Origin of the sequence: Fictibacillus nanhaiensis, assembly GCF_019801215.1 — a bacterium.
GTDB classification, from domain to species: Bacteria; Bacillota; Bacilli; order Bacillales; family Fictibacillaceae; genus Fictibacillus; species Fictibacillus nanhaiensis_C.
On record NZ_JAHVJO010000004.1, the window covers coordinates 12,629 to 25,723 of the forward strand.

The following is a 13,095-nucleotide window of genomic DNA, read 5'->3' on the forward strand; positions in this document are numbered from 1 at the left end:
CCTTTTTCTTTTTCTCTCCTGCCTTTACAACAAAAAAGCATGTTATACTTTTTAAAAATGAGAGGAGTTTTTTTATGCAAAATAAAATCATTTTAGTAACAACCGATTCATTTGGTACTGGCAATGATCCTGCTCTTGGTGAAAATGTAATGGAAACGTATTTTACTGTATTAAAGCAACAATCCGATCTGCCGGCTGCAATCTTTTTTATGAACCGTGGCGTATATTGTCTCACTGAACAATCTCTTTGTTCCCTTCACTTAAAAGAGATCGAAGAAAAAGGCGTTAAAGTGTTCGGATGTAAAACCTGCGTGGATCATTACAATGTGGAAAATGAACTTGCAGCTGGAGAAATTTCAGGAATGGCGCATTTCGTTGAACTCTCCGCTAAATACGAAGTGATCACGATCGCGTAATACATACTGCATGAAAAAGATATGGATCGAATAAGTCCATCCTTTTTCAACAAAAAAACGCACACTCCTCTTCACATGTGGGGTGCGCGTTTTCTTTATATTATCGGCGTTCTTCTTTAATGACTGTTTTTTCGCGGTGTGTTGGTTCCTCTCTGATTACGGTTTCCCTTTGAACAGGTTCTTTCTTAACTAAGAACAAGCGCTTAAGCAGCATTCCAACTACCCCATAAACGATGATTGCAATGATGGTAGACAGTTCTAGGATAAAACCGTTGTTCAGTTCAATATTCGGGAAAATGGCTGCAAAAGGAAGTAGAAGCGGTTGACTCAAACCGTAAATAAGCTGAACAAATGCTGCTCCTTCATTTGCGTTAAACAATTGAAAGACGAATCTTAAAACTAAAATAAGCTGTATAATGCCAACGATAAACGAAATAATTGTTGCAGGTACGGAACGTCTCATAGCAAATCCCTCTTTTCATTAGATTTGCTTTTAACATACCCGTAAATTCCGTAAATTAAGCATTGGTCGTTCGTTCGCACTTGTTATCGTATTGCATAAGCCAGTCTTTAGTGAAATCCACTAAATTCTTTTGTGGGATAAGACGGCAATCCGCTAAGCCTATCTTCCCTTTTAGCACCGGATGACCTCCTTCTTCATATGCCTTTCCAATCTCTTCAAACAGTTCCTCTCTGTATGAGATTTGGGTAAAGGTCTTCCATATCTTTTCCTCGCCATTATACAAAGGTCCGCCATTCTCTTCTGTTTTTGAATGTGGTAAACGGTGCTCAGCTAAATGCATCGTTGTATTGGAATCATAGCCTGTTCCTAATAAGAGAATGTATCCATTAAGGTCGTACATTTTTCCTATAGGTGACTGGTCGCCTAGTCCGAAATCCAGAGAATGATCCTTAATGATGTCCTCTTTATATTTTCCCCATGCAGCAAACGAATCAGTGGGATGATTACTTCTTATTACTTCAGGGAACGTCCGGAAAGCTTCAACAATGGCTCCCATAAAATAGGTAGGCGTTATTTTCGGATCAAATGCAGGCATCTCATCTCGTATAACGGGCCACCATTCCTTTGGCACAGGCGGATTCTCCCAGCCTGCAGGGTCTGAATAGTGTGCCGTATGTGTCGGCATCACAAGTGTTCCCTCTTCTGTTACGATATCCATTAATGCTTGTACGACCGCGACAGGTCCGCCGACCACCCATCCGAGTGATTTTAAGCTGGAATGAGTGATTATCGTCATTCCTTCTTTTACACCAAGATTTCTTAAGTCTTTAGTTAATGATGTTCTTGTTTTTGGAAAATCCGTTTGTAGCTCCATAACTCTCACTCTCTTCAAAAAATTTAAGACTTTTTTCATTATAACAGGCGTATGGTATTTTTTGGTCATGATTGTTTGACCTCATTTCCTCATAAGAAAAAGCCCTCTTAAGAAAGAGGACTTTATCGACTTATGCCGCTGCATGTTCACGATCGTGAGGATGGTTCTTTTTTTGTCCGATACTAATGCCTGTGTATGCCAATAAAAGTGTGAACATCGGCGACAGCCAAAGGAACAAAGCAAATGGCATGTATTCAAGAACCGATACCCCTAAAGTAGATGCGAAGAATGCACCACTTACACTCCAAGGTACAAGTGGGTTAACGAGAGTTCCCCCATCTTCCACTGTTCTTGATAAGTTCTTTAAGGGAACGCCTGACTTTACGTATGCATCCTTTAACGCCTGGCCTGGTAAAAGAATAGACAAGTACATCTCACCTGCAAGCAAGTTAATTCCTACAGAAGACGCTAATGTCGTAGCAATAAGCTTCCCTGCTTTTTGGGTGGTGTTTTTAACCGCCGCAAATAATAGATCAAACAATCCAAGCGCTTGTATAACGCCTCCCAGCCCTAACGCAATAAGAACTAGTGAGATTGACCACATCATAGACAACAGGCCGCCTTTGTTAACAATGCTATCTACCGTCGCATTTCCAGTTTCCATCTGAAGTCCATTTTGCATAACATTCATCACTTTTTGTACTGTTAAATCTGGTACTAAGAAAAATGAAACAGCGATTGATACGATAACACCTGTTAATAAAATAGGAATGATCGGCAGCTTCCGAAACGCAAGAACAAGAACAACAATAGGTGAAATTAATGTTAAGAGATGAATCGGAAACTCACTAGAAAGGATCGATTGAATTTGTTGAATCTCCCCAAGATTAGAGCTTCCTGTTCCTTTACCTCCTAAAATAAAGAAGACGATCGCCGTTATTCCGAATGCCGGTACTGTCGTCCACATCATATGGCGGATGTGTTCAAACATATTAACACCTACAACACCTGGAGCGAAGTTCGTTGAGTCGGATAGAGGTGACATTTTATCACCAAAACACGCTCCAGATACAACCGCTCCCGCTGCCAGTGCTGGATTTACGCCAAGCACATGGGCGATCCCCATCAATGCCACTCCAACCGTACCAACTGTTGTAAACGAACTTCCCGTAAACGACGATACGATTACAGTAATCAATAAGGCACTGACTGCAAACCACTCAGGCTGAATGATGTCCATTCCGTAAAAAAGCAATGTTGGAACAGTACCGCTTAACATCCAGCTAGCAATCACGAGTCCAACCGTTAAAAGAATCATAATAGGCTGCAGACCAGAGACAATTCCATTAAATATACCTTTCTCAATCGTTTTCCAGCTTGCGCCAAATGCCGCTCCAACTGCAGCTAATAAAACTAAACAAGCCAACAGTGGAATATGAGGTTCTACCTTTATATAAACCAGACTAGTGAACATAACAGCGAAAATCGCCGCGAATACTACTAGTGCAATGGGCAAAGAAATTTGTTTTTTCATGATGAAATCTCTCCGTTCGTTTTTTTATCGCTATATCACTTACACACTTAAACGCTTTTATGCGTTGAAGTATAGCGGTAACTGTTTTTCATGATAAAGGACTTTACAGATGCTGTCAACATCTGCAGAATGGTAAATTACAGGAGAAAACGTAGTTGGAGGTTATCAACTGAGCACTGTTCCGAATAATTCCACGTTATCCTCAATTTATCCCACGTTATTTTGGATTTATCCCACGTTATTTCAATTAATTCCACGTTATTTTGGATTTATCCAATTTTCGACATACATCGACATCCCTCCCATCACATAAAAAAAGAGTGAAGGCACATTGACCTTCACTCCTTTATAGCCTTTTTACCGTCCACGTCTTGCAAAATCCACAAACCTAAACTTATCTAGACGGTGCCGCGATTCAGTATACTGAAAAAGACTAGCATCCTCTAAATACACATAGTTTTTTACTGCCACAATATGCTGAAACCCTTTTAAGTCAAGCAAACGTTTATCTTCTTCCGTTGCGTCCACAACTACAATTTCCTTTTTGGCAAAGCTGATTTTCAAACCAAGTTCTTTTTCCAGATAAGCGTAGATCGATTTTTCTGCTACCTCTTTAGACAGGGAATGGACGTACTTTTTCAAGAAGTAGTCTTTGTCTAAAATGATCGTCTCTCCGTCAATTTGTCTTGAACGAAGCACTTTCCAGATCAAGTCTTTAGAATCAGCTTGAAGTTGCTGCTGCAAAAATCCGTCAGGCTCTATTAATCCAAAATCATGAACGGTTGTTACACTTTCTTTGCTCATAGACTCTGATAGTTCCTGAAAACTGACTAAACCAGAAACAGGAAAGCTGAACTTATTTGCTTCAAGTACGATAGATCCTTTACCGCGAATTTTTTGAATAAATCCATTTTGCGATAATAAGTTCAACGCTTTTCTTACGGTTTCTCTTGATGTTTCATAACGGTCCGCAAGTTCGTGTTCTGAAGGAAGCTGGGTGTTCGCCTGCAGGATTCCTTCTTGAATTTGTGTGGAAAGCTCTTGATAGATTTCTTTAAATTTGTTTTTTCGCATCATTATTCACCATGCTTATTGTAGCATTATTTTTTCAAGTGAAATACGACAGATTCATATGGTCTCATTGTAAAAGCAGAAAAATTCTTTGGCGCGGAATCATAATTACCGATCAGTACGTTTGATTGATAACCTTCGACAGCTATATTTTCTGGCAGCTTAAACTTGGTTTCTTTTCCATAAAAATTATTGACGACAAGCAGCTTTTCACTCTGATCACCGTTTCGTATAAAAGCAAAAATGTCAGGATGGTCCTTTAAAATAAGCTCATAATCCCCGTATGTTATGATATCCAGTTCTTTTCTGAGCCCGTTTAATTTTTGATAATGATAAAAAATGGAGTCGACATTCTCTACAGCTGCTTCCGCATTTATTTCTTTATAGTTATCAGCAACCGGTATCCATGGTTCTCCTGTTGTGAAGCCTGCATTCAAATGATCATTCCACTGAACAGGGGTACGGGAATTGTCTCGTGATTTATGTTTTAAAATGTCTAGAATGTCTTCTTCACTGCGCCCTTCGTCTTTTAACAGCTTGAACATGTTCAATGACTCCACATCACGATATTGATCGATTGAATCAAACTTCGGATTTGTCATACCGAACTCTTCACCTTGATAAATGTAAGGTGTACCTTGCATCATGTGAATGGTTGTTGCGAGCATTTTGGCCGACTCTATCCGATACTCCCCGTCGTCACCATAACGGGAAACGATTCGAGGCTGATCATGATTACACCAGAAAAGGGCATTCCAGCCTCCTCCTTTATGCATTTCAACTTGCCAAGTAGATAGAATCTCTTTTAGCTTCAAAAAGTCAAAGTCTGCTACGCTCCACTTTTCTCCGTTCGGATAGTCCACTTTTAAATGATGAAAATTAAAGGTCATGCTCAGCTCGTTTCGATCTGGATTCGTGTACTTCACACAGTGATCAATCGTGGTTGAAGACATTTCTCCTACCGTCAGCACATCATATTTTGAGAAAACTTCTCTGTTCATCTCTTGCATATATTCATGCACACGCGGACCATCCGTATAAAATTTCCGTCCATCACCAGGTGCTACAGAACCATCATCATTTGGAAACTTTTGATTTTTAGAGATTAGATTAATAACATCCAGCCGGAATCCATCTACTCCTTTATCAAACCAATAGTTCATCATCTCATAAACCTTCTGACGAACCTCTTTGTTTTCCCAGTTCAAATCAGCTTGCGTCACATCAAACAAGTGCAGGTAATATTGCCCGGTTTCTTCATCTAATTTCCATGCAGAACCACCAAATTTAGAAACCCAGTTAGTCGGCTCTTCCCCGTCAATCGGATCCCTCCATATATAAAAGTCACGGTACGGATTATCTATAGAAGATTGAGACTGTACAAACCAATCATGCTCTGTACTCGTATGGTTGACTACGATATCCATGATGATCTTCAAGTCTCGTCTATGTGCTTCTGTTAATAAACGATCAAAGTCTTCCATCGTTCCATACTCTTCAAAAATCTTGTAATAATCACGGATGTCATAGCCGTTGTCCCGCTGCGGTGAATCATAAATGGGAGTTAGCCAGAGCACATCCACTCCAAGATTTTTTAAATAATCCAGCTTATCAATAATTCCTTGAATGTCACCTGTTCCGTTTCCGGTTGTATCATTAAAGCTTTTTGGATAGATCTGATAAACTACCGACCTTTTCCACCATGGTTCTTTTTTCATACTTTTTCACCGCCGTATTCATAGTCTTAGTCTTCCATTGAAAACAACCGGAGTATGGCAAAAAAGCCACCCGGTTGCTGTTTTATTTCAGTTTTTTTACTTTTGCATAGAAAAACGTTAATAAGAATGGTACTACGAGCACGATTCCCATTCCGATAAAGAATGCTCCCCAGCTGCCTGGCAGGATGGAAAGGAATCCTGGTATACCGCCAACACCGATAGAAGATGCGCGGACTCCTGCAATCGTAATAACAATCCCTGCTATTGCAGAGCCAGTCATAGCAAAAATAAACGGATATTTAAATCGCAAGTTCACCCCGAACATCGCTGGTTCAGTAATTCCTAAATATGCGGAAAGTGCTGATGTACCTGACAAGCCTTTAAGCTTTTCATCACGTGTGGCAAAGAACATAGCAAGTGCTGCAGAACCTTGGGCGATGTTAGAAAGTGCAAGCATTGGCCACAGAAACGTTCCTCCTGTATTGGATATCAGCTGCAAATCCACCGCCAGAAACGTGTGATGCATTCCTGTTACAACGAGTAACGAGTAGAAACCGCCATAGATCAACCCGCCTAACCATGCAAAGTTATCAAAGATAGCAACAAAAAATTCTGTAATCGTATTACCGATCGTAAATGTGATCGGACCGATGACAATAAAAGCTAAAAATCCTGTTACTAATAAAGTAATAGGTGCTACAAGTAATAATTGCAATGCATCAGGAATACGTCTTTTCAAAAAGATCTCAATTTTCGCCAACACATAAGAAGCGATCAGCACAGGCAATACTTGGCCTTGATACCCGACCTTCTCAATCGTTAACCCAAACAAGTTCCAAGTTGGAATGTCTTCAGCTTTCCCGTAATCCCAAGCATTAAGAAGCCCCGGATGAACGAGCATAAGTCCTAGAACAATACCTAGTAATGGACTGCCTCCGAATTTCTTCACAGCTGACCAGCCGATTAATCCAGGCAAAAACACGAAAGCGGTATTGGCAATCATGTTGATGATGTCAGCGAAATCCTTCCAATTTTGATGCACATCAATAAACGCCTTCTCGTCATAAAAGATGCCTGGCCCTGTGAGAATATTGTTAATCCCCATTAATAGACCGGCTGTAACGATCGCAGGCAGAATCGGAATAAAAATATCAGCTAACGCTTTAATCGCACGCTGCAAAGGATTTAGCTTCTTACTCGCTTCATCTTTAATGTCTTCTTTAGAAGCACGACCTGAACCTGTAATATCGATAAATTCGTTGTATACCTTGTCCACTGTACCTTGTCCGATAACCACTTGATATTGACCATTCGCAGAGAACGAACCTTTTACAAGATCAACGTTTTCCAATGCTTCCTTGTCTACTTTTCCTTCATCTTTTAAGGCTAAGCGAAGTCTTGTAACACAATGTGTTGCAGCAGAAATGTTATCTTTTCCGCCTAGAGCTTCAACGATTTGCTCAGCGGATTCGCGGATTTTGCTCATCACTATTCCCTCCTAGGAAACCGTTTCCATTATTTTAAATAAAAAAGGACCTACGAATCGTATACCCTTAAATATCTTTTAATAAAAACAAACACACTAACCTAAAGCGTTTTCATTTTCATGATCCTAACAGAAACTTGTATATACATATTATGAATTTAATTTAACCTGTATATACAAATAAGTCAACTAACACCTTTCCGATGGCGATATTTACCTGTAACCACAACTTTTCCTTTTCTGATTTTCTTTTGCTATAATCTGTTACAGAGAATGGATCAAAAAGGAGATAAGATGATGTCACCAAAAAAAGTACTTACAATTGCAGGTTCTGATACAAGTGGAGGAGCAGGAATTCAAGCAGACTTAAAAACTTTTCAAGAGCTAGGCGTTTATGGCATGACTGCCTTGAACGTAGTAGTTGCTCAAGATCCCCATCGCGACTGGTTTCATGAAGTATTTTTGCTGCCTCTTGACCTGTTCCGTTCACAGTTAGAGACTGTCGTTTCAGGTATTGGGGTAGATGCATTAAAAACAGGAATGCTTGCATCTGTTGAGGTAATCCAAACAACAGCTGAATGGATTGAAAAGCACAACCTTCAAAATGTAGTCGTTGATCCAGTGATGGTTTGTAAAGGCGCAGAACCGCTTCACCCTGAGCTAGCTAGTACTTTGCAAAACGTACTTGTTCCAAAAGCAACTGTTGTAACACCCAATTTATTTGAAGCTGCACAATTAGCAGGGATGGAACCGATCACGACAGTGGAACAAATGATGGAAGCAGCTCATAAAATTCAGGCTAACGGTGCCAAATATGTGGTCGTTAAAGGCGGCGGAAAGCTGGATCATGAAAATGCAGTTGATGTGCTATATGATGGAAACGAATTTGAAGTGTTAGAATCAGATCGAATTGAAACGACGTGGACGCACGGAGCTGGCTGTACATTCTCTGCTGCCATCACAGCTGAACTTGCAAAAGGAAAACCCGTTCGAGAAGCGATTTTAACAGCAAAAGATTTTATTACTGAAGCGATAGCAGCAGGTTTTGAGTTAAATCAATACGTTGGACCAACTTGGCATGGCGCTTATCGAGACAAACTAAATAATTAGCATATAGAAGGAGAGACTGATATTTAGATCAGCTCTTCTTTTTGTTTCAACAGGCATATCATACACGCAATTGAATGATTTGAATTATAATAAGTACATCTCGTTTACAGGAGAGTGAAGGTATGCAACACATACAAGCTCATGAGGTCCAATCCGCTTTGGATCACTTTATCGGAAAAGAACTTTATTTACATTTAGAAACTACAAATGGCGCTTATGCCAATCACAATAATGATCGTGTACTAACGGTCAATGCCTATATCCGAAACGGGAAAGTAACTCCTTTGTCAGGAAAAATCATGGGTAACGGTCCATTTCGGGTCGGGTTAAAAATTGAACTAGGTTGGATATATGCTGAAGGACTCACTCACTGGGAGATTGACTCAGAAGGACGTCTGCTTTTAGCTGGTCATGATCATGAAGGGCGTTTAGCTGTAGCCCTTCAACTAAGCTCTTCCCCATTTGATGTGTAAAGGAGAAATTCAATTATGAACAATCACTTATTAGTTATCTTCCCTCACCCTGATGATGAAGCATTTGGCGTATCAGGAACGATTGCACAACATACGAAAAAAGGATTGCCAGTAACGTATGTCTGCCTTACACTCGGACAAATGGGCAGAAACATGGGAAATCCCCCTTTTGCAACACGTGAGTCCCTGCCTCTTATCCGGTTAAAAGAGCTTGAGGATGCTTGCGAAGCTGTTGGAATTACTGACTTGCGTCGATTTGGCCTTCGTGATAAAACCATTGAATTTGAAGACGAGAAAGTTCTGGCTGAGCGATTCCTTACAGTTATAAAAGAAGTAAACCCTGCGACTCTTATCACGTTTTACCCAGGCTATAGTGTGCATCCCGACCATGAAGCCACTGGAAGAGCTGTCGTTCGAGCTGTTCAGAGCTTGCCCGAAAATGAACGCCCAGAGCTGTTATGCGTAGCTTTTGCCAAAAATTCAGAAGAAGATCTCGGCGCTCCGCACATCGTGAATGATGTGTCTGATGTCTTTGAAGAAAAAATGAACTGTATTAAGGCACATAAATCTCAAACCCAGTGGCTTGTTGATAGTGTAGTAGAAAAAGATCCAAAGATGCTCGCATGGGTACAAAATGAAAGATTCTGGCGCTATCCAGTGTAATCAATACTTGAATTCGGGATCCAATAGGGTTTCGGATTCTTTTTTATGCTGTAATACTTGAATTTTCTAAAAAATGTGCAGATCCATGTGGCATTTTTCTCCTATTGTGGTATACTAAATGTAACAAATCGTTCACATTTTAGACGCTATATTGTCAAAATTGTAAGCGCAATCAATACTTCAAGGGGTTGATCAGTAATGGATGTTTTTATGGTTTATTTGTTTGTAGCGACAGCGACACCGTTATTTTTATGGAATGATAGTCGCAAGCTCGCACTCTGGCAAACACCGTTCATCGCCCTGTTATGGACTTACGTTATTTTATTCATGGCATATGACAGCTTAAGTTTATTTGTTCATAGTTTCTTCATAACGGTGTTTATCGCGAACGTAATCTTCGCTCACTATGCAGCTTATATTGTTTGGGGACGCCCATATCTTGCAAAACGTAAAATGGAAAAAGCCAAATATTAATCTAAAATATAGATTCCCTCTATACTTGTAGAGGGGATTTTTCATTTTATGGGAAAAACCACTAAAAAATTCTTCCATATATCATGTCTCATTCCTCTCTCATCCCCCCTCACCCGCTATGGCGTATATATCTCTATTTCCTTCCGTTTTCTTCACTTTTTGCCCATTTTCTACACTATCTCACCACTTCCTGTTGCCTTGGAATTCAGCCATGTTATACTCAGTAACGTTGAATTTTTGAACCGGCCTAATAAAAAGATTAAGCAAAAAACAGGAGTGATTAACACCAATAATGGATGTAAACGAAACAGCTACTAAACGTATTGTTATAAAGATTGGAAGCAGCTCATTAACGAGCCGGCTTGGAGATATAAGCCGACGAAAATTAGAACGGCTTGTAGATGAAGTCGTCAAACTAAAAGATGAAGGTCATGAAGTGTTACTTGTTTCATCTGGTGCTGTTGCAGCAGGATACAGACGCCTTGGCTGTCTGAACCGCCCGACAACATTAGCAGAAAAGCAGGCAGCCGCTTCCATCGGCCAAGGACTTCTAATGGAATCCTATTCTGAACGCTTCATCTCACATGGTTATACAGCGTCACAGATCCTGATCACAAGAAGTGATTTTTCAGATCGAGACCGCTATCACAATATCAGAAACACCATCAATGTCTTATTGGATCGCGGAATTATCCCGATCGTCAATGAGAACGATACGGTAACGGTGGAACGCCTAAAGTTCGGAGATAACGACACCCTTTCTGCAAAAGTGGCCGGTTTAGTCGATGCCGACCAGCTTATCATCCTTTCTGATATTGATGGTCTTTATACAGAGGACCCTCGAAAAAATCCGGAGGCGCAGCTTTTAACAAAGGTAAACGAAATCACACAAGAGATCGAGGACTCTGCAGGTGAATCAGGCAGTGAAGTCGGCACAGGCGGAATGCGCTCTAAGATCGATGCTGTTAAAATTGCCATGGCCTCAGGAATTTCCTCTTTCCTCGGTAACGCAACATCATCGAATATCATTCATAAAGCCGTAGCAGGCATCGCGAGAGGAACTTATTTTATTCCTGAAAACAATGAATTTAACCTCGATACAAAACGTCAATGGATCGCGTTCCATTCTGGTCCTGAAGGGGTAATTGTTGTTACGAACAAAGCCAAAAAAGGCATCGATGAACTTAAAAGCCTCTACCCGACAGGAATCCGTTATGTAAGCGGCCGATTCAAGAAAGGATCTGTCGTACGTATTAAAGACCTTGATGGGAATGAAGTCGGACTAGGCGTTTCTAATTATTCATCAAAACAGCTGATTAAAATCAAAGGCTTCACTTCAGACGAATTAACAGATCTTGGTCCAGAAGAGGCTATTAATAACAACGATTTAGTCTGCCACACACGACTGGCAGTACCGATTCACTAAAAATACAATTAAAACAAGTGTTTAAAAATAACAAGGAGGCGTTGGATGAGTACTTTTAACAGTACAACCAAACAAATAAACGTAAAAGAACAGGCAGAACGGGCACAGAAAGCTTCAAAAAAGCTTGCCTTGCTGTCCCAAAAGAAAAAGAATGAAGCTTTACTGACCATTGCAGACACATTGGAAGAACACTCTGCTTTTATAGTAGAAGAAAACAAAAAAGATTTAATAAATGGCGAAGAAAATGGTTTTTCAGATGCTCTCATGGATCGCTTGCGCCTAACCTCTTCTCGTGTAACAGAATTTGCGAACGGCTTGCGCGAAGTGGTCGAGCTGGATGACCCTGTCGGAGAAATTTTATCAGACTGGACCTTAGAGAATGGGTTAAAAGTAGAACAAGTACGCGTTCCGCTCGGTGTAATCGGAATGATCTACGAAGCCCGTCCAAACGTTACAGTCGATGCAACAGGTCTCGCTTTAAAATCCGGGAACGCTATCGTACTTAAAGGCGGGTCAAACGCGATTCATTCAAACTCTGCGATCGTATCTGTCATTCATAAAGCACTTGGAAACACTCAAATTCCAGAGGATGCCGTTCAATTTATTGCTTCAACCGATCGTGAAGCAGCTGGACAGTTATTTACGATGAAGGAACACATTGATGTTCTCATCCCAAGAGGCGGTGGAGCGTTAATCAAAACGGTTGTGGAAAATGCAACAGTACCCGTCTTGGAAACTGGTGTAGGTAATTGCCACACCTACGTGGACCAGTTCGCGGATGTTGAAAAAGCACTATCAATCATGGAAAACGCCAAAACAGACCGCCCTGCAGTATGTAATGCAGCCGAGACGTTCATCTTTCACGAAGCGTGGCTCCAGCAACATAAAGATAGAGCTCAGGCACTTTTTGAGAAGCATGATATCGAAGTGCATGGTGACGAAAAAGCAGCAGAATTCTTTCCCGATGTTATTCCAGCTACCGAAACAGATTGGGCGGAAGAGTATTTAAGCCTTGCTGTAGCTGTAAAAGTGGTAAGTTCCGTAGAAGAAGCAGTGGAACATATTGAGTGCTATGGAACAAAACATTCAGAAGCTGTGGTAACAGAAGACAGTAAGACGGCACTGCATTTCCTTAACGGAGTCGATGCGGCCGCTGTTTACCATAATGCTTCAACGCGCTTTACGGACGGCTCAGCGCTTGGATTCGGTGCAGAGATCGGCATCTCTACACAGAAGCTTCACGCTCGCGGGCCTATGGGGTTACCTGCATTAACAACAATTAAATACCGAATGACTGGCGATGGCCAAGTGAGGTAAGGATATTCGGAAAGCAGTTGGAAAGCAGTCCTTAAATGGGCTGTTTTTTTGTGACTTTTTAATTCAACAA

Annotated in this window: 13 protein-coding genes; 7 read left to right on the forward strand and 6 right to left on the reverse strand. The window is 40.8% G+C overall.

Annotated elements, in window-relative coordinates; all coding sequences use genetic code 11:
- The first annotated feature begins 74 nt into the window (after nt 1–74).
- Nucleotides 75–416 carry a DsrE family protein gene (locus tag KUV80_RS15790; protein WP_222463713.1) on the forward strand — a complete coding sequence of 114 codons (342 nt, stop codon included), beginning with the start codon at nt 75–77 and terminating at the stop codon, nt 414–416.
- Nucleotides 417–516: 100 nt separating this feature from the next.
- Here KUV80_RS15790 and KUV80_RS15795 read toward each other — a convergent pair whose 3' ends face one another.
- The 6 genes from KUV80_RS15795 to treP all read right to left on the reverse strand — a co-directional run bounded on the left by KUV80_RS15795 (nt 517) and on the right by treP (nt 7,562).
- Nucleotides 517–879 carry a YggT family protein gene (locus KUV80_RS15795; RefSeq protein ID WP_222463714.1) on the reverse strand — a complete coding sequence of 121 codons (363 nt, stop codon included), beginning with the start codon at nt 877–879 and terminating at the stop codon, nt 517–519.
- A gap of 55 nt (nt 880–934) precedes the next feature.
- Entirely contained in the window at nt 935–1,753 is an 819-nt protein-coding gene (locus KUV80_RS15800; protein WP_222463715.1) for an aminoglycoside N(3)-acetyltransferase, read from the reverse strand.
- Between the two features lie 130 nt (nt 1,754–1,883).
- Nucleotides 1,884–3,287, reverse strand: a complete 1,404-nt coding sequence (nhaC, locus tag KUV80_RS15805; RefSeq protein ID WP_222463716.1) for a Na+/H+ antiporter NhaC — start codon at nt 3,285–3,287, stop codon at nt 1,884–1,886.
- Nucleotides 3,288–3,644: 357 nt separating this feature from the next.
- Nucleotides 3,645–4,361, reverse strand: coding sequence for a trehalose operon repressor (gene treR, locus KUV80_RS15810; protein WP_222463717.1), 717 nt, complete (start codon nt 4,359–4,361; stop codon nt 3,645–3,647).
- A gap of 26 nt (nt 4,362–4,387) precedes the next feature.
- Nucleotides 4,388–6,076, reverse strand: a complete 1,689-nt coding sequence (gene treC, locus KUV80_RS15815) for an alpha,alpha-phosphotrehalase (RefSeq protein ID WP_222463718.1) — start codon at nt 6,074–6,076, stop codon at nt 4,388–4,390.
- An 82-nt stretch (nt 6,077–6,158) separates the two neighbouring features.
- Nucleotides 6,159–7,562, reverse strand: coding sequence for a PTS system trehalose-specific EIIBC component (gene treP, locus KUV80_RS15820; RefSeq protein WP_222463719.1), 1,404 nt, complete (start codon nt 7,560–7,562; stop codon nt 6,159–6,161).
- A 297-nt stretch (nt 7,563–7,859) separates the two neighbouring features.
- Here treP and pdxK point away from each other — a divergent pair, with 297 nt between their 5' ends.
- The 6 genes from pdxK to KUV80_RS15850 all read left to right on the forward strand — a co-directional run bounded on the left by pdxK (nt 7,860) and on the right by KUV80_RS15850 (nt 13,025).
- A complete protein-coding gene (pdxK, locus tag KUV80_RS15825) occupies nt 7,860–8,672 on the forward strand; it encodes a pyridoxine/pyridoxal/pyridoxamine kinase (protein ID WP_222463720.1) in 813 nt (270 codons plus the stop codon).
- 122 nt (nt 8,673–8,794) lie between these two features.
- Complete coding sequence (locus tag KUV80_RS15830; protein WP_222463721.1) at nt 8,795–9,145, forward strand: YojF family protein; 351 nt, start codon at nt 8,795–8,797, stop codon at nt 9,143–9,145.
- Nucleotides 9,146–9,160: 15 nt separating this feature from the next.
- Nucleotides 9,161–9,808, forward strand: a complete 648-nt coding sequence (bshB2, locus tag KUV80_RS15835; RefSeq protein WP_222463722.1) for a bacillithiol biosynthesis deacetylase BshB2 — start codon at nt 9,161–9,163, stop codon at nt 9,806–9,808.
- 198 nt (nt 9,809–10,006) lie between these two features.
- Complete coding sequence (locus KUV80_RS15840; protein ID WP_222463723.1) at nt 10,007–10,282, forward strand: spore morphogenesis/germination protein YwcE; 276 nt, start codon at nt 10,007–10,009, stop codon at nt 10,280–10,282.
- 292 nt (nt 10,283–10,574) lie between these two features.
- Nucleotides 10,575–11,708 (forward strand): glutamate 5-kinase, encoded by a 1,134-nt coding sequence (gene proB, locus KUV80_RS15845; RefSeq protein ID WP_222463724.1) that lies wholly within the window; start codon nt 10,575–10,577, stop codon nt 11,706–11,708.
- Nucleotides 11,709–11,753: 45 nt separating this feature from the next.
- Nucleotides 11,754–13,025, forward strand: a complete 1,272-nt coding sequence (locus KUV80_RS15850; RefSeq protein WP_222463725.1) for a glutamate-5-semialdehyde dehydrogenase — start codon at nt 11,754–11,756, stop codon at nt 13,023–13,025.
- Nucleotides 13,026–13,095: the final 70 nt, after the last annotated feature.

What these genes read in the sequence shown, in the direction of transcription:
- treC (WP_222463718.1), bottom strand. Translation starts at nt 6,076, where the DNA reads ATGAAAAAAGAACCATGGTGGAAAAGGTCGGTAGTTTATCAGATCTAT.
- KUV80_RS15850 (WP_222463725.1), top strand. Translation starts at nt 11,754, where the DNA reads ATGAGTACTTTTAACAGTACAACCAAACAAATAAACGTAAAAGAACAG.
- treP (WP_222463719.1), bottom strand. Translation starts at nt 7,562, where the DNA reads ATGAGCAAAATCCGCGAATCCGCTGAGCAAATCGTTGAAGCTCTAGGC.
- proB (WP_222463724.1), top strand. Translation starts at nt 10,575, where the DNA reads ATGGATGTAAACGAAACAGCTACTAAACGTATTGTTATAAAGATTGGA.
- treR (WP_222463717.1), bottom strand. Translation starts at nt 4,361, where the DNA reads ATGCGAAAAAACAAATTTAAAGAAATCTATCAAGAGCTTTCCACACAA.
- KUV80_RS15795 (WP_222463714.1), bottom strand. Translation starts at nt 879, where the DNA reads ATGAGACGTTCCGTACCTGCAACAATTATTTCGTTTATCGTTGGCATT.
- pdxK (WP_222463720.1), top strand. Translation starts at nt 7,860, where the DNA reads ATGTCACCAAAAAAAGTACTTACAATTGCAGGTTCTGATACAAGTGGA.
- KUV80_RS15830 (WP_222463721.1), top strand. Translation starts at nt 8,795, where the DNA reads ATGCAACACATACAAGCTCATGAGGTCCAATCCGCTTTGGATCACTTT.
- nhaC (WP_222463716.1), bottom strand. Translation starts at nt 3,287, where the DNA reads ATGAAAAAACAAATTTCTTTGCCCATTGCACTAGTAGTATTCGCGGCG.
- bshB2 (WP_222463722.1), top strand. Translation starts at nt 9,161, where the DNA reads ATGAACAATCACTTATTAGTTATCTTCCCTCACCCTGATGATGAAGCA.
- KUV80_RS15840 (WP_222463723.1), top strand. Translation starts at nt 10,007, where the DNA reads ATGGATGTTTTTATGGTTTATTTGTTTGTAGCGACAGCGACACCGTTA.
- KUV80_RS15790 (WP_222463713.1), top strand. Translation starts at nt 75, where the DNA reads ATGCAAAATAAAATCATTTTAGTAACAACCGATTCATTTGGTACTGGC.
- KUV80_RS15800 (WP_222463715.1), bottom strand. Translation starts at nt 1,753, where the DNA reads ATGGAGCTACAAACGGATTTTCCAAAAACAAGAACATCATTAACTAAA.